Annotated in this window: 17 protein-coding genes and 2 pseudogenes; 13 read left to right on the forward strand and 6 right to left on the reverse strand. The window is 42.5% G+C overall.

Translation table 11 applies throughout. The features are described from left to right. Positions 1-7 precede the first annotated feature (7 nt). From J5X96_RS03040 to sucD, 13 genes are all read left to right on the forward strand, one after another. Complete coding sequence (locus J5X96_RS03040; protein ID WP_033002480.1) at positions 8-289, forward strand: hypothetical protein; 282 nt, start codon at positions 8-10, stop codon at positions 287-289. A 395-nt stretch (positions 290-684) separates the two neighbouring features. After that, positions 685-2,208, forward strand: a complete 1,524-nt coding sequence (nrfA, locus tag J5X96_RS03045) for an ammonia-forming nitrite reductase cytochrome c552 subunit (RefSeq protein WP_209364756.1) — start codon at positions 685-687, stop codon at positions 2,206-2,208. A 72-nt stretch (positions 2,209-2,280) separates the two neighbouring features. Next, on the forward strand, positions 2,281-2,937 hold the full coding sequence (nrfB, locus tag J5X96_RS03050; protein WP_209364323.1) for a cytochrome c nitrite reductase pentaheme subunit: 657 nt from the start codon (positions 2,281-2,283) through the stop codon (positions 2,935-2,937). After that, positions 2,934-3,611 (forward strand): cytochrome c nitrite reductase Fe-S protein, encoded by a 678-nt coding sequence (gene nrfC / locus J5X96_RS03055; protein WP_033002482.1) that lies wholly within the window; start codon positions 2,934-2,936, stop codon positions 3,609-3,611. The genes nrfB and nrfC overlap by 4 nt, the downstream gene beginning before the upstream one ends. Further along, on the forward strand, positions 3,608-4,573 hold the full coding sequence (gene nrfD, locus J5X96_RS03060; RefSeq protein WP_209364324.1) for a cytochrome c nitrite reductase subunit NrfD: 966 nt from the start codon (positions 3,608-3,610) through the stop codon (positions 4,571-4,573). Before nrfC ends, nrfD begins: the two co-directional genes overlap by 4 nt. A gap of 354 nt (positions 4,574-4,927) precedes the next feature. Beyond that, positions 4,928-6,838 carry a heme lyase NrfEFG subunit NrfE gene (gene nrfE / locus J5X96_RS03065; RefSeq protein WP_209364325.1) on the forward strand — a complete coding sequence of 637 codons (1,911 nt, stop codon included), beginning with the start codon at positions 4,928-4,930 and terminating at the stop codon, positions 6,836-6,838. Next, positions 6,831-7,355, forward strand: coding sequence for a DsbE family thiol:disulfide interchange protein (locus tag J5X96_RS03070; RefSeq protein WP_209364326.1), 525 nt, complete (start codon positions 6,831-6,833; stop codon positions 7,353-7,355). Before nrfE ends, J5X96_RS03070 begins: the two co-directional genes overlap by 8 nt. Positions 7,356-7,357: 2 nt before the next feature. Continuing rightward, entirely contained in the window at positions 7,358-8,407 is a 1,050-nt protein-coding gene (nrfF, locus tag J5X96_RS03075) for a heme lyase NrfEFG subunit NrfF (protein ID WP_209364327.1), read from the forward strand. Next, positions 8,404-9,597, forward strand: coding sequence for an NAD(P)/FAD-dependent oxidoreductase (locus J5X96_RS03080; RefSeq protein WP_209364328.1), 1,194 nt, complete (start codon positions 8,404-8,406; stop codon positions 9,595-9,597). Before nrfF ends, J5X96_RS03080 begins: the two co-directional genes overlap by 4 nt. Positions 9,598-9,770: 173 nt before the next feature. After that, the gene (sucA, locus tag J5X96_RS03085) at positions 9,771-12,575 is read left to right on the forward strand and encodes a 2-oxoglutarate dehydrogenase E1 component (RefSeq protein WP_209364329.1); all 2,805 of its coding nucleotides are present in this window, start codon (positions 9,771-9,773) and stop codon (positions 12,573-12,575) included. Between the two features lie 117 nt (positions 12,576-12,692). Beyond that, complete coding sequence (gene odhB / locus J5X96_RS03090; RefSeq protein ID WP_111305560.1) at positions 12,693-13,898, forward strand: 2-oxoglutarate dehydrogenase complex dihydrolipoyllysine-residue succinyltransferase; 1,206 nt, start codon at positions 12,693-12,695, stop codon at positions 13,896-13,898. A gap of 86 nt (positions 13,899-13,984) precedes the next feature. Next, on the forward strand, positions 13,985-15,154 hold the full coding sequence (gene sucC, locus J5X96_RS03095; protein ID WP_209364330.1) for an ADP-forming succinate--CoA ligase subunit beta: 1,170 nt from the start codon (positions 13,985-13,987) through the stop codon (positions 15,152-15,154). A gap of 11 nt (positions 15,155-15,165) precedes the next feature. Continuing rightward, on the forward strand, positions 15,166-16,038 hold the full coding sequence (gene sucD, locus J5X96_RS03100) for a succinate--CoA ligase subunit alpha (RefSeq protein ID WP_109432890.1): 873 nt from the start codon (positions 15,166-15,168) through the stop codon (positions 16,036-16,038). A 135-nt stretch (positions 16,039-16,173) separates the two neighbouring features. Here sucD and J5X96_RS03105 read toward each other — a convergent pair. From J5X96_RS03105 to J5X96_RS03130, 6 genes and pseudogenes are all read right to left on the reverse strand, one after another. Beyond that, positions 16,174-16,407 (reverse strand): annotated as a pseudogene (locus J5X96_RS03105) (integrase core domain-containing protein); the annotation flags it as partial. Further along, positions 16,392-17,105, reverse strand: coding sequence for a DUF2063 domain-containing protein (locus tag J5X96_RS03110; RefSeq protein WP_209364331.1), 714 nt, complete (start codon positions 17,103-17,105; stop codon positions 16,392-16,394). The pseudogene J5X96_RS03105 and the gene J5X96_RS03110, both read right to left, overlap by 16 nt. Next, the gene (locus J5X96_RS03115) at positions 17,095-18,015 is read right to left on the reverse strand and encodes a DUF692 domain-containing protein (protein ID WP_109427031.1); all 921 of its coding nucleotides are present in this window, start codon (positions 18,013-18,015) and stop codon (positions 17,095-17,097) included. Before J5X96_RS03115 ends, J5X96_RS03110 begins: the two co-directional genes overlap by 11 nt. Positions 18,016-18,091: 76 nt before the next feature. Further along, positions 18,092-18,328: a hypothetical protein gene (locus tag J5X96_RS03120; RefSeq protein WP_209364332.1), complete on the reverse strand. Its 237-nt coding sequence runs from the start codon at positions 18,326-18,328 to the stop codon at positions 18,092-18,094. A 34-nt stretch (positions 18,329-18,362) separates the two neighbouring features. Next, positions 18,363-18,803 carry a DoxX family protein gene (locus J5X96_RS03125; protein ID WP_111328601.1) on the reverse strand — a complete coding sequence of 147 codons (441 nt, stop codon included), beginning with the start codon at positions 18,801-18,803 and terminating at the stop codon, positions 18,363-18,365. Positions 18,804-19,015: 212 nt separating this feature from the next. Then, positions 19,016-19,276, reverse strand: a pseudogene (locus J5X96_RS03130) (integrase core domain-containing protein); the annotation flags it as partial. Positions 19,277-19,472 lie beyond the last annotated feature (196 nt).

Genomic DNA, 19,472 nt, shown 5'->3' on the forward strand with positions numbered 1-19,472 from the left:
TAATATAATGAAAAACGTGATTTTAATCGTAGGTGCAAGTGTTCTTTTAGCTGCTTGTTCTTCTTCCTCTTCTCAAGGGAATGCGCCTTTGGATACACAAGCGGTTGCCGATTACCAAGCAAAGGTTTACAGCGGTAATACCGTTCCGGCGCAATATAAAGTAAAGGCAGAAAAACCGGCAGAGAATGTTTTAAATGCCAGTGATAACGCACCAAAACAGGTGATTTATCGCGAGCGCCACCCATCGATTATGGTGATGCCGTCAGTGGGGTATTATCACGGTTGGTAGCTTCAACATAAAACGCGGTTATTTTTCACCGCACTTGCTTTAAAGAAGAGCGAAGTTTCTTGGAGGAGCTTCGCTTTTTTTAGGCGTCAATCTCTCTCTAATTGGCCTCGGTAAAGAGGCACTCACCGTATTTTCATCCATCACTCTTAAGTGGTAAAAGCCACAAAATAATCAGTTGAATTTAAAAAATTGATCAAAAACAAGAAAATGCTAAATATCCATAGAAAAAATATGTGCATTTGGTTATGTTAGCGACGATTTAAAGTCTTTATGTCTTCTATCATATTGTTATTAATAATAAAAATTCTCATTACTAACAAATGATAATAGATATTTTACCACCTTCTATTAACGCTAATAGAAGCCATATTTATAACCTTATTGGAGTGATTATCGTGAACGCATTGAGAAAAAGCTTACTCGTAGCAGCTTCTTTCGCAGCTTTCGGTGTATGTAATTCGGCGATGGCGGAATTGGTGTATAAACCGGTTGAGCAGCCGGTTGAAGCGCCTAACCCAAATCTAAAAATTGAAGCGGTGAATGAAAAATTTGCTGAGAAATATCCTAGCCAATTCAATTCGTGGAAAGCGACTGAAAAAGGCGACAAAATCATCTATGCTAATGAACAAGATCCTCGTTTAATCGTGTTATGGGGGGGCTATTCTTTCGCAAAAGAATATAACGCACCTCGTGGTCACGTTTATGCAGTAGAAGATGTACGTAATATTTTACGTACTGGTGCGCCCAAAAATGCAAATGATGGCCCACAACCAATGGCATGTTGGACTTGTAAAGGTCCAGACGTTCCTCGTTTAATTGCAGAATGGGGTGAAGATGGTTACTTTGGTGCAAAATGGGCTAAAGGTGGACCTGAAGTGGTCAACTCAATCGGTTGTGCAGACTGTCACGATACTACATCAAAAGACTTTGCCGAAGGCAAACCAGCATTACGTATTGCTCGTCCACACGTTCTTCGTGCATTAGATCACTTAAATAATGCACTTCAAGCAAAAGCAAAAGCTGAAGGTAAAGAACAAGCTAACTTAAGCTTTAACACAGCTGCTCGCACTGAAAAACGTGCTGAAATCTGTGCAAACTGTCATGTTGAATACTACTTCGCGGGCGACTTAAAACAAGTAACCTTCCCTTGGGATAACGGTCAAACTGTTGATGACATCGAAAAATACTATGATGATATCGGCTTCAGTGACTGGACTCACTCTCTTTCTAAAGCACCAATGTTAAAAGCGCAACACCCTGACTTTGAAATTTGGTCTTTAGGTATGCACGGTAAAAACGGCGTAACTTGTATCGACTGTCACATGCCTAAAGTACAAGGTAAAGACGGTAAAGTTTACACCGACCACCAAATCCAAAACCCATTCGATGCATTTGATACCACATGTGCAAACTGTCACGATCAAAGCAAAGAAAAACTTAAAGACATCGTTGCTTCACGTAAAAAAGAAGTGAAAGATGTAATGGGTCGTTTAGAAGATCAAGTTGTTCGTGCTCACTTTGAAGCGAAAGCGGCATGGGATGCTGGTGCAACTAAAGAAGAAATGGAACCTGCTTTAATGGATATCCGTCACGCTCAATGGCGTTGGGACTACGCAGCAGCAAGTCACGGTGGTCACATGCACGCACCTGATGTAATGCTTCGCGTATTAGGTTCTGGTATCGATAAAGCAGCGGATGCACGTGCTAAACTTGCAGCAATCTTAACTAAACATGGCGTGAAAACTCCGGTTGAAGTACCAGATATTTCTACAGCTGATAAAGCATGGAAAGTAATGGGTATTGATATCGAGAAAGAACGTAAAGCGAAAAAAGAATTCTTAGAAACTGTTGTACCTCAATGGGTCAAAGAAGCTAAAGCCAATGGCAAATTAGCTGAAGATTCCGCAACAAAACAATAGAAAAACGTACCGCACTTTTGTGCACTTTATAAAAGTGCGGTCATTTTCAAAAACAAATTTGAGGTAATCAGAATGAATTTAACGTCTCTACTCCGCAAACCGGCAAAAGCCCTTGCATTGCTTGCAGTATTGGTCGCCGCACCAATGCTTGTACAAGCAGAAGGTCAGCCGTCTGCAGCGGACAAGTTTACTTACGAACCGCAATTGGATAATCAACGCGATCCAAACCAATATTGTGCTAAATGCCATAAATTCGACAAAGTCGATAAAAATCAAACCTTGGATCAATCCGGTGGTGAATTACACTTCGGTAAGTTTCATGGTGCGCACTTAAATCAGAAAAATCCGAATAACGGTAAACCGATTAATTGTGTGAACTGTCATGGCAATATTTCTGAAGATCACCGTCGTGGTGCAAAAGACGTGATGCGTTTTGACGGCGATATTTTCGGTGAGAAAAAACCGATGTATAGCGCACAAGAACAAAACCAAGTCTGTTTCTCTTGTCACCAACCGGATAAACTTCGTGAAAAACTTTGGGCGCATGATGTTCATGCAATGAAATTGCCTTGTGCAAGTTGTCACACATTACACCCGAAAGATGATGCGATGAAAGGTATTCAACCAAAAAATCGTGTGAAACTTTGTGTGGATTGCCACGGTGAACAACAAAAACGTAAAGCGCAAAAAGAACAAACTCAATCAACCGAACAAAAGGATAAACAATGACAACTTGCTCACGCCGAAACTTTGTTTCCGGCATGGGGGCGTTGATCCTTATGACGGGAACATCAGTGACCTCTTTAGCGAAAGAGGAAAAGGCGGATAAACCGAAACGCTACGCGATGGTGCACGATGAAACCGCGTGTATTGGCTGTACTGCGTGTATGGATGCTTGTCGTGAAACTAACCACGTGCCTGAAGGCGTTTCACGTTTGGAAATCCTACGTAGCGAACCTTATGGGGAATTCCCGAATCAAGAGTACGAGTTTTTCCGTCAATCTTGCCAACATTGTACGAATGCACCTTGTGTGGCAGTTTGTCCAACCGGGGCATCATTCATCGATCCTGAAACCGGTATCGTGGATGTGAATAAAGATCTTTGCGTCGGTTGCCAATATTGCATTGCCGTCTGTCCATATCGCGTACGTTTCATTCATCCGGTACACCGTACTGCAGATAAATGTAACTTCTGTCGTGATACAAACTTAGCAGCTGGTAAACAACCGGCTTGTGTAGAAGCCTGTCCAACCAAAGCATTAACCTTTGGTGATATGAATGATCCGACAAGCGCAGTGGCACGCAAGGTAAAACAAAGTCCTGTTTACCGCACGAAAGTGGAATTAGGTACACAACCGAATCTTTACCATATTCCATTCCAACACGGAGAACCAAGAAGATGACATTAGATTATCCTGTTCCGTTTCACACACCTAACTTGGTGTGGGATTCAACAATCGCTATCTACTTGTTCTTACTTGGTATTTCTTCCGGTGCGGTACAATTAGCGATTGCGTATAAACGTAGTAACAAACTTGAAAATCCAAACAAAAACTGGATTATTCGTGCCGCTGCCGTATTGGGGAGTGTGCCGACATTAATCGGTTTAACCTTGTTGATTTTCCACTTGGCGCGTCCTTGGACATTCTGGAAATTGATGTTTAACTATCAATTTAACTCCGTGATGTCTATGGGGGTTATGTTATTCCAAGTGTATATGCTGTTTTTGGTTTGTTGGTGTGTCGTTATCTTCAAAGAAGATATTATGGCATTGATCCAACGTTTTATGCCAAAACTCCGTTTTATCGGTAACATTATCAATGTATTAGAACGCGTAACCTCCCCTGTTGAAGTTATTCTCTTCATCTTAGCCGCAGTGCTAGGGGCTTATACCGGCTTCTTACTTTCTGCGTTGATTAGCTATCCGATGTTAAATAACCCTGTTCTACCAGCGTTATTCTTGGCTTCTGGTACCTCTTCCGGTATCGCTGCGACCTTCTTATTTATCCTGATTGCTGGTAAATTAAAAGGCGATTCCCACGAATCACACTTCATTCATAAATTTGAAGTGCCGATTATGGTAACCGAGCTCGGTCTATTAATCTGTTTCTTCGTGGGATTACACTTCGGTGGCGGACAAAAAGTGGTGGCATTACATAATGCATTATCCGGCTTCTGGGGCGCAGTCTTCTGGATTGGGGTATTCTTTATCGGTATCTTAATTCCGTTGATTGCCAATATGTTTGTTAGCGATCGTTTGAAATTCAACAAGAATTTTATCATCCTTGTGTCGATTTTCGACTTGATTGGGGTGTTATGCTTGCGTTACTTTATTCTGTACGCAGGACAGCTTACAACCGCATGATAAGGTTTTTGTTTGTATCAAAAGGCGTAGTAAAATACGCCTTTTTGTTTGGCGTTATTTTCTTTGGCAAAGAAAAATAAAAAAGAAAGACGGCTCAAAGAAGGAAATCTGATTTGTTTTTTCTACGAGTAAAGTGCGGTTAAAATTTTAAACATTTTTATCTCACTTTCCCCTCTTTAGCTAAGAGGGGAAGGGGAGATTTGGCAGAAGTGATTTCAACCTTATAGGTTGTTCAATATCGTCAAAATCTTCTCCCAACCTCTTCTTTGTTAAAGAGACGGTATAAAATGCAGGCGAAACCTGAAGTGAGCATCCACAAAACCAACATGACAATCTAAAACACGAGATTATTTTATGATCCCTGAACTAGGCTTTCTTTCTCTTCTTCTTGCTACGATGAGTGCGTTGCTGCTTGCCGTTGTTCCACAACTCGGGCTTTGGCTGCGTAAGCCTGCACTTACCCAATTAGCTTGGGGATTAAGCTATTGTTTCGGCTTATTTACGTTAGTCGCTATTTCTATTTTGGCGTATTCCTTTGCGGCTGATGATTTTACCTTGGAATATGTCGCCGCCCATTCGAATTCCCAATTGCCGACATTCTTTAAAATTGCGGCGACTTGGGGAGGACATGAAGGCTCCATGTTGTTCTGGTTGTTTTCACTTTCGGTTTGGGTTGTGCTGTTTGCATTATTTAATCGAAAAAATGACCGCACTTTTGTGGCGCAGAGTTTGGTCATCCTAGGCTTAATTTGTTTTAGCTTTGCCGTCTTTATCGTCTTTTTTTCTAATCCGTATGGACGCCTATTCCCTGCACCATTGGAAGGTCGCGATTTGAACCCGATGTTGCAGGATGTAGGATTGATTTTCCATCCGCCGTTGTTGTATCTCGGTTATGTTGGCTTTGCAGTGAATTTTGCGTTGAGTATTACTGCATTGTTGCATCAACATTTAGAAAGCCAAATTGCTCGTGTGATGCGTGTTTGGGTATTGGTCTCTTGGTTGTTTTTAACCTTAGGCATTGTGCTAGGGGCGTGGTGGGCATATTACGAACTTGGCTGGGGCGGTTGGTGGTTCTGGGACCCGGTAGAAAACGCGTCATTAATGCCTTGGTTATTAGGCTTAGCGCTGTTACATAGTTTAATTGTCAGTGAAAAACGGGGCATCTTTAATTATTGGACAACGCTTTTCTCACTGCTAGCATTCGCTTTCAGTGTGCTCGGCACCTTTATTGTGCGCTCAGGAGCATTGACGTCTGTACATGCTTTCGCAGTCGATAGCCAGCGTGGTACGGCATTGCTTGTGATTTTCTTCCTATTGACTGTTGGGGCGCTCGGTTTGTTTGCTTTCAAAGCGAATATGCAGCAACAATCTGTGAAATTAAAGTTGCTTTCTAAAGAAAGTGCGGTGCTTTTTTTGAATGTTTTATTGAGCATCGCGACCGTCAGCACGTTTCTCGGCACTTTCTATCCAATGTTATTCCAAGCCATGAATTGGGGTTCTATTTCTGTTGGTGCTCCTTATTTCAACAGTATTTTCCTTCCACTGATTGCGTTAGTGTTAGTTGCCATGGTGATTTCCCTCGGCTTGCATTGGGCAAAAGCGGATAAACGCATTTTATTAAACCGTGCCGTGTTATTGTTGCCGTCTTTGTTGCTTTCCTATGTAGCCATTCACCACTTCATGCAAAATGACAGTGCGTTACAGTTTAAATGGACAGCCTATTTCCTGCTAACCTTAGCGATTTGGTTGTTATTGGCGACATTATGGCAAAACTGGCGTAAGTTAGGCCTTTCTCACTATGCGATGATTTTTGCGCATAGCGGTGTTGCCATTGCAACAATGGGCGCTGTGATGAGTAGTTATTTTGGTAGTGAAATCGGTGTACGTTTATCGCCGCAACAAAGCCAACAGCTTGGTGCATTTAATTTTCACTATGAACGATTTTCCAATGAAATCGGCCCGAATTTTACGGCTGAAGTGGCAACGTTTAGCGTGACAGAAAAGGGCAAGCCGTATGCCGAATTACAGCCGGAACGCTGTTATTATGATGTGCGCACTATGACCATGAGTGAGGTTGGGCTGTCTGGCGGTTTGTGGGGCGATTTATATATTGTTATGGGCGATCCGCTTGGCAAGGGGGAGTTTACGTTCCGACTTCATTATAAACCGTTGATTCGTTGGTTGTGGTTCGGTGGTATATTGATGGCATTTGGTGCATTGTGTTCTGTATTGACGACGAAGCGAAGAGGAAAGCGTGATGAATAGAAAAGTGATTTTCTTCCTGCCATTAGCATTGTTACTTGGCGTATGCGTTTTATTGTTGGCGGGATTGAATCAAGATCCTAAAAAAATCGCTTCTGCGTTAATTGATAAGCCTGTGCCTGAGTTTTATCAGGCAAATTTATTGGATAATCGTCAAACGCTCAGTCCAAAAGATTTTCCGAAACGCCCATTTTTGATCAATATTTGGGGAAGCTGGTGCGGTTATTGTCAGCAAGAGCACCCATTATTGCTTGAGTTAGCAAAAGAGATTCCTATCGTGGGTGTGGACTATCGCGACAAACCACAAAATGGTATTGCGATGTTGCAACATATGGGTAATCCTTACACTTTAGTGATTGATGACAGCCGTGGCGAATTGGCGTTAAAACTCGGTGTAGATGGCGCGCCGGAAACCTATTTAGTGGATGCCAACGGTATTATTCGTTATCGTCATTCCGGCTTATTAGATCGGGAAACTTGGCAAAAAACTTTCGTGCCTCAACTTAACCAGCTATTATAACCATGAAACGATTTTTCGCGTTAATTTTTTTATTGATCAGTGTCAATGCCATTGCTGAAATGGTGGATACCTTTGAATTTCATAACCAGGCGGATCGTACCCGCGCCGTGGAATTGGCGAAATCTTTACGTTGCCCACAATGTCAAAATCAGAATTTAGTCGAGTCTAATTCACCTATTGCCTACGACTTGCGTATTGAGGTGTATAACATGGTGAATGAAGGTAAAACCAATCAGCAAATTATTGATTCCATGACATCGCGTTTTGGTAACTTTGTCAATTATAAGCCGCCGTTCCAATGGAATACCGCATTGCTTTGGTTATTACCGATAGGCTTGTTGTTGGCGGCGTTTGGGTTGATTTGGGTTTCCAGTCGCAGTTCATCATCGATTGAATCAGAAAAACAGGCGGAAAATCTACCGCACTTTCAATCCTTAAAAGAGAAAAGTGCGGTCAAATTTGAGCTTAAATCGACGCTCCTGGTTTTCGCTTTATTACTTGCCATCCCTTTCGCATATTATTTTTCTCTGGAACGTTTTTCTCGCGTACAGCAAGGTGAGCAGGAACAAATTGCACAACATAATCAGCAACTTGAAACGACGGAAGAAAATAAAACTGAGGCGATTATCGGCAAAATTCAGGATAAATTACGCCAAGATCCGAATAGTGCAGAAAACTGGGTGAAGCTGGGTGATGCGTATATGCAGAATAACGATTTTGATAGCGCCCTTGTTTGTTATGACAATGCCGAAAAAATTGATGGTCGTAAGCCGACTACGCGAGGGCTGATGGCGACAGCATTATATCTTCAAGCGAATCAACAGATTACACCACAAGTTCAACAATTCTTGGATGAGGCGTTAGCACAAGATCCAAAAGAAGTTTCTGCCTTATCGTTGTTGGCAGCAGAGGCGTTCAAAACGCGCGATTATTCCACCGCACTTGATTATTGGCAGCAAATTTTGGATTCCGGCAATTCTGCAGTGGATCGTCGAGCCACCATTCAGAAAATGAAAATGGTTGATTTCATGCAAAAAGGAGAGTTGCAGTGAGCTACCATGCCATTGAAACGCTGATTATCGGTGCGGGGGCGGCAGGCTTGTTTTGTGCGGCGCAATTAGCAAAGTGCGGTGGCAAAGTCAGAATTTTAGATAACGGTAAAAAAGTTGGGCGAAAAATTTTAATGTCCGGCGGTGGTTTTTGTAATTTCACCAATATGGAGCTTTCTTCAGATCGTTATCTCAGCCAAAATCCGCATTTTGTGAAATCTGCCTTAAAACGTTTTACCCAATGGGATTTTATTGGTTTAGTGGCTGAGTATGGCATTCCTTATCATGAAAAAGAGCTCGGTCAGCTGTTTTGTGATAACGGCGCAGAAGATATCGTTAATATGTTGCTGGCGGAATGTCAAAAATACGGCGTGGAGATTGCCTTACGGCAAAGTATTTCTGCTGTGGCAAAAACGGAAAACGGATTTTCTGTCGTGGCAAACGGCGAAACCTTGCATTGCACGCATTTAGTCGTCGCTACCGGCGGTTTGTCTATGCCGGGCTTGGGTGCAACGCCTTTTGGTTATCAAATCGCCGAGCAATTCGGCATGCGCGTGATTGCGCCGCGGGCAAGTTTAGTGCCTTTTACTTGGCGCGAATGCGATAAGTTTTATGCGACGTTATCCGGTATTTCCTTAGATGTTGCCGCGACCAATCAACAAAAAACCTTTACCCATCAAATGCTTTTTACTCATCGTGGTTTATCCGGACCGGCGATTTTGCAAATTTCTAACTATTGGCAACCGGGTGAAAGCATTCATCTTGATTTATTGCCGGGACAAGATATCCGTCATCATTTAAACGAACTTCGCCAATCTTCACCGAAATTACAGTTAAAAACCGTATTAAGTCGTTTATTACCCAAAAAATTGGTGGAATTATGGCTTGCTCAAGGTTTTATACAAGACGAAGCCATTGCCCAATTAAGCAAAGTGCGGTTAGAAAATTTGGTGAATTTAATCCACCACTGGCAGTTTGTGCCGAATGGCACGGAAGGCTATCGCACTGCAGAAGTGACCATGGGTGGCGTGGATACTCATGAAATTTCCTCCAAAACCATGGAAAGCAATCACGTGCAAGGCTTGTATTTTATCGGCGAAGTATTAGATGTTGCCGGCTGGCTTGGCGGTTATAATTTCCAGTGGGCATGGAGTTCTGCCTATGCCTGTGCGCAGGCAATTGCGAATAAATAAGCCCGTGTGTATTTTTATTGCTTTTATTTTTTCGTTAATTTTTTGTAAAATTTCAATCCAGATCACAGAATGTATTTTATTTATCAGGCATAATGTATCCCTTAGGACAAGATTGTTCTTTGTTTATTATCATGTTGTTTGTTAGCGTATTTAAAAATCTTAAGGTGGTATGTATGCAGCATTCTTTAAATGAATGGCTCTCCTCCAGTGCGTTAGGTGGGGCAAATCAGTCTTATATTGAAGATCTTTATGAAAGCTATCTTGAAGATCCGAACAGTGTGGATGCCAGTTGGCAAGAAATTTTTAAAACGCTGCCAAAATCCACCGCACTTGAGCAGGCGCATTCAACGGTGCGCGATTATTTCCGCCGTTTAGCGCGAGAGAATCATGGACAGAGCGTGAGCGTGATTGATCCGGAAGCGAGCGCGAAATTAGTTAAAGTTTTACAATTCATCAACGCATATCGTTCCCGTGGCTACATTGAAGCTACTCTCGACCCCCTCAATTATTACCGCTGGAAAACCTCCTCGGTGCCTGAATTAGACTATCACCAACATGGATTAACCGACGCCGATTTAGACGAAAGTTTCAATATCGACTATGCCGTTTATGGCAAGGAAAGCATGAAGCTCCGTGATTTGGCCCGCGACTTGAAAGCTACCTATTGTGGCAATATTGGGCTTGAGTTTATGCACATTCATGATATGGAACAACGTAATTGGTTGCAAAGTAAACAAGAAAAATGGATTCAACAGCCACTTTTCAGTAAAGACGAAAAAGTCAATTTACTGAAAGAATTAACGGCCGCTGACGGTTTAGAACGTTATTTAGGGGCAAAATTCCCGGGCGCGAAACGTTTCTCTTTGGAAGGAAGCGATGCGTTTATTCCGATGATGAAAGAGATTATTCGTCATGCCAGCCGTCATGGGATGGACGATGTCGTATTGGGCATGGCGCATCGTGGTCGTCTCAATATGTTAGTCAATGTATTTGGTAAACGCCCGAGCGACTTATTTGATGAATTTGCCGGTAAACATGCTGAAGATAACCGCACCGGTGATGTGAAATATCACCAAGGTTTCTCCTCCGATTTTGCGGTAGATGATAAGAAAGTGCATTTGACACTTGCCTTTAACCCGTCTCACTTAGAAATTGTGAGTCCGGTTGTGATTGGTTCCGTCCGCGCAAGACAAACCCGTAAACAAGACACCGAACATAACAAAGTGTTGGCGGTAACGGTGCACGGTGACTCCGCTGTAACGGGACAAGGCATCGTGCAAGAAACCTTGAATATGTCCAATGCCCGCGGTTATAAAGTCGGCGGTACGATTCGTATTGTGATCAATAACCAAATTGGTTTTACCACCTCTAACCCGAATGATACCCGTTCTACCGAGTTTTGTACCGACATCGCCAAAATGATTCAAGCGCCGATTATTCATGTGAACGGCGATGATCCGGAAGCGGTTGCTTTTGCTGCCCGTATGGCAGTGGAATATCGCGCGGTCTTTAAACGGGATATTTTCATTGATTTGATTTCCTACCGTCGCCATGGTCATAACGAAGCTGACGAGCCGTTGGCGACTCAGCCGATGATGTATGGCATTATCAAAAAACACCCGACACCGCCGAAAGTGTATGCCAACCGTTTAATTCAAGAAGGCGTCATTACGGAAGAAGATGCCACTGAAATTTCCAATTTATACCGTGATGCCTTGGATAACGGCGAATGTGTCGTGCCGGAATGGCGTGCGATGGATATGGCAAAAGTGGACTGGTTGCAGTATCTCAACTATGACTGGACGGCGCCGTATGAAAGCAAATTCCCGGAAGAACGGTTTAAAACCTTAGCAAAACGTGTCTCTCATTATCCGGATTATGTGCAACCGCACCCTCGTGTTGAAAAAATCTATGCCGACCGCCAAGAAATGGGACGAGGCGAAAAATTATTAGACTGGGGGATGGCGGAAACCATGGCGTACGCCACCTTGTTGGATGAGGGCATTCATGTGCGTTTATCCGGTGAAGATGCCGGTCGTGGTACGTTCTTCCATCGTCATGCTGTTGTACATAATCAAAAAGACGGTACCGGCTATGTGCCATTGACCCAATTACACGCCAATCAAGGTCGCTTTGAAGTATGGGATTCCGTTTTAACCGAAGAAGGGGTGCTTGCCTTTGAATATGGTTATGCCACCACGGATCCGAAAACTTTAACCATTTGGGAAGCGCAGTTTGGTGATTTCGCCAACGGGGCGCAAATCGTGATTGACCAATTCATCAGCTCCGGCGAGCAAAAATGGGGCAGAATGTGTGGCTTAGTGATGTTGCTACCACACGGTTACGAAGGACAAGGCCCGGAACACTCATCTGCCCGTTTGGAGCGTTATTTGCAACTTTGTGCACAACAAAATATGCAAGTTTGTGTGCCTTCAACGCCGGCGCAGGTGTATCACATGTTACGTCGCCAAGCGATTCGTAAAATGCGCCGTCCGTTAATTGGTATTTCACCGAAATCCTTGTTACGTCATCCGTTAGCCGTATCCAGTATGGATGAATTGCTTAACGGCACATTCCAAACGGTCATTGGTGAAATTGACAATATCGATCCGAAAAATGTGAAACGTGTGGTGATGTGTGCCGGTAAAGTATATTACGATTTATTGGAGCAACGCCGTAAAAATAAACAGGATAACGTGGCTATCATTCGTATTGAGCAACTTTATCCATTCCCGCATGACGATGTGAAAGCTGCTTTAGCGCCTTATTCACATGTAACGGATTTTGTATGGTGCCAAGAAGAGCCACTGAACCAAGGGGCTTGGTATTGCAGTAAACATAACTTTGAGGCAGTGATTCCGGACAATGCCAAATTGTCTTATGCCGGCCGCCCAGCTTCTGCTTCACCGGCGGTAGGTTATTTGTCATTGCACGCTAAACAGCAAAAACAATTGGTGGAAGATGCCTTAACCCTTTAATCCGTTAAAGTGCGGTGTATTTTTCGTGTATTTTAAAAACACCCAAAAAAATGACCGCACTTTATGCTTAACAACATTGATACTTAGCTAAATGAATAGAAAAAAAGGAATGAAATTATGACTATTGAAATTCTTGTCCCGGATTTGCCTGAGTCAGTTGCTGATGCAACAGTCGCCACTTGGCATAAAAAAGCAGGCGATGCGGTGAAACGCGATGAAGTGATTGTAGAAATTGAAACAGACAAAGTGGTGCTTGAAGTGCCGGCGCAAGCTGACGGCGTGATCAGTGAAATTGTGCAGGATGAAGGTGCCACAGTCGTGAGCAAACAGTTGTTGGGTAAATTGGAAGCTTCCGCAACAGCCGCTGCAGCAGCCATGGAAAAAACGGCAGAACCGACACCGGCGGATCGTCGTACTGAAGTGCCGGATGAACCTCATACTACGGATGCGTTAAGCCCGGGAGTTCGTCGTTTATTGGCGGAACACGATATTCAAGCTTCTGAGGTGAAAGGTACTGGTGTTGGTGGCCGTATTACCCGCGAAGACGTTGAAGCGGTTATCGCAAAACGTGTAGCTGCGCCTAAACCGGCAGAAACAACAGTCAGCACGATGGCATATTCCGCACGCAGTGAAAAACGCGTTCCGATGACCCGTTTACGTAAACGAATTGCAGAGCGCTTGTTAGAAGCGAAAAATAATACAGCGATGTTAACCACATTCAATGAAGTGGATATGCAACCGATCATGAATTTGCGTAAACAATACGGTGAAAAATTTGAAAAACAACACGGTGTACGTTTAGGCTTTATGTCTTTCTACATCAAAGCCGTGGTGGAAGCCTTGAAACGTTATCCGGAAGTGAATGCCTCCATTGACGGTGACGATGTGGTTTATCACAATTATTTTGACGTGAGCATTGCCGTTTCCACGCCACGTGGTTTGGTGACCCCGGTATTGCGTGATTGCGACAACCTTTCTATGGCAGACATTGAAAAATCGATTAAAGCCTTAGCGGAAAAAGGACGTGATGGTAAGTTAACCGTAGAAGATTTAACCGGCGGTAACTTTACGATTACCAATGGCGGTGTGTTTGGTTCTTTAATGTCCACTCCAATTATCAACCCACCGCAAAGCGCGATTTTGGGTATGCATGCCATTAAAGAGCGTCCGGTTGCTGTGGATGGTCAAGTGGTGATTCGCCCGATGATGTATTTGGCATTAAGTTATGACCACCGTTTAATTGACGGTCGTGAGTCTGTCGGTTTCTTGGTCACCGTGAAAGAATTGTTGGAAGACCCAACAAGATTATTGCTAGAAATCTAAAGAAAGAAGAACCGCGTGTGCGTAAGGCAGGCGGTTCTTTGTTTCAACAGACGATAAAAATTAGGGCATTTAACAGAGGATTTTCTATGAATCTACATGAATATCAAAGTAAGCAAGTTTTTGCCGAATACAAATTGCCGGTGGGTAAAGGCATTGCCTGTAAAACCGCAGACGAAGCGGCAGAGGCGATTAAACAGTTAGACGGTGATGTTTGGGTGGCGAAATGTCAAGTGCATGCCGGTGGACGTGGTAAAGCGGGTGGTGTGAAACTTGTACGCAACGAAGCGGAAGTCAGAGAGTTTGCGAATAAATGGTTAGGGCAACGTTTGGTCACTTTCCAAACGGATGCCAATGGTCAGCCGGTAAACACGATTTATGTAGAAGAAGGTTCACAAATTGAACGTGAATTGTATCTAGGCGCGGTGCTCGATCGTGCTTCTCAACGTGTGGTGTTCATGATGTCCACTGAGGGTGGAATGAATATCGAAGAAGTCGCGGCAAAAACACCGCACTTATTACACAAAATGGCGATTGACCCGCTGACCGGTGGTATGCCATATCAAGGGCGTGAGCTGGCGTTTAAATTGGGTTTAAAAGGCGACCAAGTGAAACAATTTGCCCATATTTTTACCCAAATGGCAAAAATGTTTGTAGAAAGAGATTTGTCCTTATTAGAAGTGAACCCGCTGGTGGTCACAAAAGAGGGCAATCTTCTTTGTTTAGATGCAAAAATTGTGGTGGATGGCAATGCGTTATATCGTCAACCGGCTTTAGCGGCAATGCAAGATCCAAGCCAAGAAGACCCACGCGAAGCCTTAGCGGAAAGTTTCCAACTTAACTACGTGGCATTAGACGGCAATATCGGTTGCATGGTGAATGGCGCAGGGCTTGCCATGGGTACTATGGATATTGTGAAGTTACACGGCGGTCAACCGGCGAACTTCTTGGATGTGGGCGGTGGTGCAACCAAAGAGCGCGTTGCAGAAGCCTTTAAAATCATCCTTTCTGATAAAAATGTAAAAGCGGTACTCGTCAATATTTTCGGTGGCATTGTACGCTGCGATCTGATTGCAGAAGGGATTGTGGCGGCTGTGAACGAAGTGGGTGTCAACGTACCTGTGGTGGTGCGTTTAGAAGGTAATAATGCCCCGTTAGGCCGTGAAATTTTAGCGAAGAGCGGTTTGAATATTATTGCTGCCCAAACGTTGACTGATGCGGCGGTAGAATCGGTGAAAGCGGCAAAGGCTAACGCATAAGGAGCAATAGCATGTCAATTTTAATTAATAAAGATACAAAAGTGATTTGCCAAGGTTTCACCGGCGGCCAAGGTACATTCCACTCCGAACAAGCATTAGCTTATGGCACTAAACTGGTGGGAGGCGTTTCACCGAATAAAGGCGGCACGACCCATTTAGGATTACCGGTGTTCGACACCGTACGCGATGCAGTCGAGGCAACCGGTGCCACAGCCACGGTGATTTATGTGCCGGCGCCGGGCTGTAAAGATGCGATTTTAGAGGCGATTGATGCCGGGATTAAATTGATTATTTGTATCACCGAAGGCATCCCAACCTTGGATATGCTGGTGGTGAAACAACGCTTGAATCAAACCGGTGTGCGCATGATTGGGCCAAATTGTCCGGGCGTGATTACACCGGAAGAATGCAAAATCGGCATTATGCCGGGCAACATTCATAAAAAAGGAAAAATCGGCATTGTTTCCCGCTCTGGCACATTGACATATGAAGCCGTGAAACAAACCACAGACGAAGGTTTTGGTCAATCGACTTGTGTGGGTATCGGCGGCGATCCAATCCCCGGTTCCAATTTTGTGGATATTTTGAAATTATTCCAAGAGGATCCGCAAACGGAAGCGATTGTCATGATCGGCGAAATTGGCGGTTCCGCGGAGGAAGAAGCAGCAGCGTTCATTAAAGAGCATGTAACCAAACCGGTGGTGAGCTACATTGCCGGCGTGACGGCGCCGAAAGGCAAACGCATGGGGCATGCCGGTGCCATTATCAGTGGCGGAAAAGGGACTGCCGATGAAAAATTCGCAGCACTGGAAGCCGCCGGTGTGAAAACCGTGAGAAGTTTGGCGGAAATCGGTTCAGCGTTGAGAGAAATGTTGAATAAATAATTGCCTTGAACGAAAAAAGTGCGGTCGGTTTTAAAAACGTTTTCGGTATTATGTAGCAGTTGCACAAAGGTTTAATCGATTAAAAACCTTAAAATTCCTATTGAAATTTTAACTCAATAGGGATGTAGTGATCAGCTAATTCAACAGTTCCCGATAGGTTGTTTTTGTTAAAACAGGTGGCAAACCTTGATTGTAACGATGTGGGCGAACAAAATTGTAATACATTACATAAACTCTCACATCGTCCATCGCTTGCCCCAAGGTTATATAGTCGCCCTCTTGCATCCATTCATATTTAAAGCTGCGAAACCAACGCTCCATTGGGGCATTATCCCAACAGTTACCTCGGCGACTCATACTTTGGGATAAAGCACTTCAGCATTAATCCAATTCACCCAAGTGTTTTCCAATAATGGAATTAAGGGGGTGCTATCTTCAACTACAGTATTTAAGGCAGATAATACCTCTTCTAAAGACGAAGGTTGTTCTTGTATATAACTTAATAGCCAAAAGTCAAGTTCAGATAAGCGTTGTTGCAGAATATTAAAATCGCTATCCCGCCATATAACAGCTTGCATAGGGTTTTCATCAAATTGTTTAAAATCGCTTGATAAAAAATCGACTTCATAGCTTTTTAAATAAGCTGCATCAGATAACTGCATTACGCTATGCTTATTCCACTCAAATTTTTCAGGTACTTTTGCTAAAGAAACTTCTGCAAGTAATTGTGTATTTTCAAAATCCATCAATGCCAGTATATTGGCATCAAAACTCTCTTTTTCTTGACAAAATAAAAGAAATTCTCCTGCAATATCTTGAAAATAAGGCGAATGTGATTTTCCTGTTAATACAAACGTTTCTTTTGTCTGAGACCAACTCTCAGCAGAAACGTGTTTAGGTGCTTCAACAAAACAACGGTCAATAAAACCAAAGATGTTATTTCGAACTAAACGAGCATAAACAGCAAGGCGATTCGGAGCATAACCATTTAGAGGTTGAGCATTAGCCAATCGAACTGCTGTGGCAAGTGCTTTTTGTGTTTCAATAAGCGAAGGTTTAGGCTGCATAGGATATTACCTCTTTTTGAGCATATTTTTGCTGTAGTTGTGCAATATGTTCAACTTCAGCATAAAGTTCTGCAAATGGAGGGAAATTGAAATCACGCTCTAATAATGTTGGCGGAATGGCAGGTAGTCGTTGATAGGCATATTCTAATAAATCCCACACAGTACCTTTTACTGCCTCACCGTGCGTATCAATTAATAACTCTGGTAAATAGCGATATGCCCCTTTTATTTTATTAAATGATTCTCCTTCTAAATCCTCCACAACTTGTGCCGCAGAATGTTCTTCGTCGTGTCCTGCAATATGAATGTAATTGACACGTTTCACATCTACTTGATCTAAAAAAACATAAGGATCAAGTAAACCGTGATTGACGCCATTTACATAAATATTATTCACATCTAAATGAATACCACAATCCGCTTCTTGTGCAATAGCATTTAAAAATTCTACTTCATTCATTGTGCTGGTGGGAGAGTGTAAATAATAAGAGGTGTTTTCTAATGAAATTTGTAATCCTAAAAAATCTTGCACATAGCGGATTCTCTGTGCTACGTGTTTTACAGCTTCTTCAGTAAATGGCATAGGTAATAAATCATATAAATGCCCTTCACATTCACAATAACTCAAATGTTCAGAAAAAAATGTCGAATTATATTGAGTCATTAATGCTTTAGTATTTTTTAATAACTCGCGATCAAGTGGTGCTTGCCCGCCTAATGAAAGTGATAGTCCGTGTACCGCAAGTGGATATCTTTCAGCGGCTTGATCAAATTTATAACGAGCAGCTCCTCCCATTTTTACCCAATTTTCTGGAGCAACTTCCATAAACTGAATCGCATTATTTGATGATAAATTCAAAAAATCATCCGCTAAATCTCGACGATATCCTAATCCTGCACCTTGTAACATAATTATTTACTCCTTTTAAAACAACACTGGCGTAAATTTACACCAGTGTCATGATGGCATCTAGATTAAAATACGATTATTTAGAGCCACATTTACCTTCACCACATTTACCTTCTGCAGCTTTTGGTTTGCTCGCACCACATTTACCTTCACCACATTTACCTTCTGCGGCTTTTGTTTTCACACATTTATCACCCATACAAGGTGTTGCTGCTTTATCTGTACTGCTTGATTTTGGCTCAGCGTGTGCAACAGTAGCTACTGTCATCGTTAATGCTCCTGCTAATGCGGCTAAAGTGGATAATTTTTTCATTTAAATCTCCTAGAGTTTGATATTGAATATATAGTTAGAGGAATTTCAACCAGCTTTTAGTTGGATAAACCTTCTTAATAAGCGTGTCTAAAGAGAGTTTCCCCGCTCCCTGCGTAATTAAGATTAATAAAGTTACCACATAAATTAAGGGTAATTTATAACCATTATCACAAACGTTATAACCTGAATCGGCGTGAATGCTATACCACGCGACAGAGATTAAAATCGTTAAACTTAATGCACTAAAACGTGTTAGCACCCCAAATATCAGCAAGAATGGGAAAATTAATTCAGATCCCATTGCAACGTGCCAATTAATATCGGCTGGAATAAGATTAAATGGAAAAGGAAAACGATCTTGTATTTCAGTAAACCAATTTTGACCATTCCATTTTTCTAACCCTGCCTCTAAAAATTCCCACGCAAGAAAAAAGCGTAAAATCAATAAACTCACGCTGCTGCTGATACCTTGCATCTTACAATCTTTCATTTTTTCCTCTGATTGATTACCTATTTTATGAAACTATTTAGTTCATTATGGTAGGAAATGCTTCCTAGTTATTCTATTAGTCGGAGATAAGCCTTTTTTCTTACACTTTTTTTTCAAAAAATTGAAAATATTATTTTTTGTAAAAATGCAGATAACATTAAGGGCAGAGATTCTAATAATCTTTGCCCTTTTATCTTTTACTGATTAATGTAGTGATCAGCTAATTCAACAGTCCCCGATAGGTTTTTTTTTGTTAAAACAGGCGCCAAACCTTGATTGTAACGATGTGGGCGAACAAAATTGTAATACATCACATAAGCTCTCACATCGTCCATCGCTTGCCCCAAGGTTAGATAGTCGCCCTCTTGCATCCATTCATATTTAAAGCTGCGGAACCAACGCTCCATTGGGGCATTATCCCAACAGTTACCTTGGCGACTCATACTTTGGGTTACCTGAATGAAGGTTGGGAGGAATAGCTACACCTTGAGTTTGAAAAAATGGAAAATTTATGCGGTAAATTAGTCAATTTTCGGACTTTGTGCAACTGCTACATAATACCGAACGTTTTTAAAATCGACCGCACTTTTTCTTTTTATTATAGCCAGCCAAAGTCTGGCTATAAAAACCATACGCTATGCGTATGGAGTCATT

Origin of the sequence: Aggregatibacter sp. 2125159857 (genome assembly GCF_017798005.1) — a bacterium.
In the GTDB taxonomy this organism is placed as follows: domain Bacteria; phylum Pseudomonadota; class Gammaproteobacteria; order Enterobacterales; family Pasteurellaceae; genus Aggregatibacter.

Bases quoted from the DNA above. Each gene is read 5' to 3' on its own strand.
- nrfD (WP_209364324.1), top strand. From the start codon at position 3,608: ATGACATTAGATTATCCTGTTCCGTTTCACACACCTAACTTGGTGTGG.
- nrfE (WP_209364325.1), top strand. From the start codon at position 4,928: ATGATCCCTGAACTAGGCTTTCTTTCTCTTCTTCTTGCTACGATGAGT.
- J5X96_RS03110 (WP_209364331.1), bottom strand. From the start codon at position 17,105: ATGCAGCCTAAACCTTCGCTTATTGAAACACAAAAAGCACTTGCCACA.
- sucA (WP_209364329.1), top strand. From the start codon at position 9,771: ATGCAGCATTCTTTAAATGAATGGCTCTCCTCCAGTGCGTTAGGTGGG.
- nrfC (WP_033002482.1), top strand. From the start codon at position 2,934: ATGACAACTTGCTCACGCCGAAACTTTGTTTCCGGCATGGGGGCGTTG.
- sucC (WP_209364330.1), top strand. From the start codon at position 13,985: ATGAATCTACATGAATATCAAAGTAAGCAAGTTTTTGCCGAATACAAA.
- sucD (WP_109432890.1), top strand. From the start codon at position 15,166: ATGTCAATTTTAATTAATAAAGATACAAAAGTGATTTGCCAAGGTTTC.
- J5X96_RS03125 (WP_111328601.1), bottom strand. From the start codon at position 18,803: ATGCAAGGTATCAGCAGCAGCGTGAGTTTATTGATTTTACGCTTTTTT.
- J5X96_RS03120 (WP_209364332.1), bottom strand. From the start codon at position 18,328: ATGAAAAAATTATCCACTTTAGCCGCATTAGCAGGAGCATTAACGATG.
- odhB (WP_111305560.1), top strand. From the start codon at position 12,693: ATGACTATTGAAATTCTTGTCCCGGATTTGCCTGAGTCAGTTGCTGAT.
- J5X96_RS03115 (WP_109427031.1), bottom strand. From the start codon at position 18,015: ATGTTACAAGGTGCAGGATTAGGATATCGTCGAGATTTAGCGGATGAT.
- nrfB (WP_209364323.1), top strand. From the start codon at position 2,281: ATGAATTTAACGTCTCTACTCCGCAAACCGGCAAAAGCCCTTGCATTG.
- J5X96_RS03040 (WP_033002480.1), top strand. From the start codon at position 8: ATGAAAAACGTGATTTTAATCGTAGGTGCAAGTGTTCTTTTAGCTGCT.
- nrfF (WP_209364327.1), top strand. From the start codon at position 7,358: ATGAAACGATTTTTCGCGTTAATTTTTTTATTGATCAGTGTCAATGCC.
- J5X96_RS03070 (WP_209364326.1), top strand. From the start codon at position 6,831: ATGAATAGAAAAGTGATTTTCTTCCTGCCATTAGCATTGTTACTTGGC.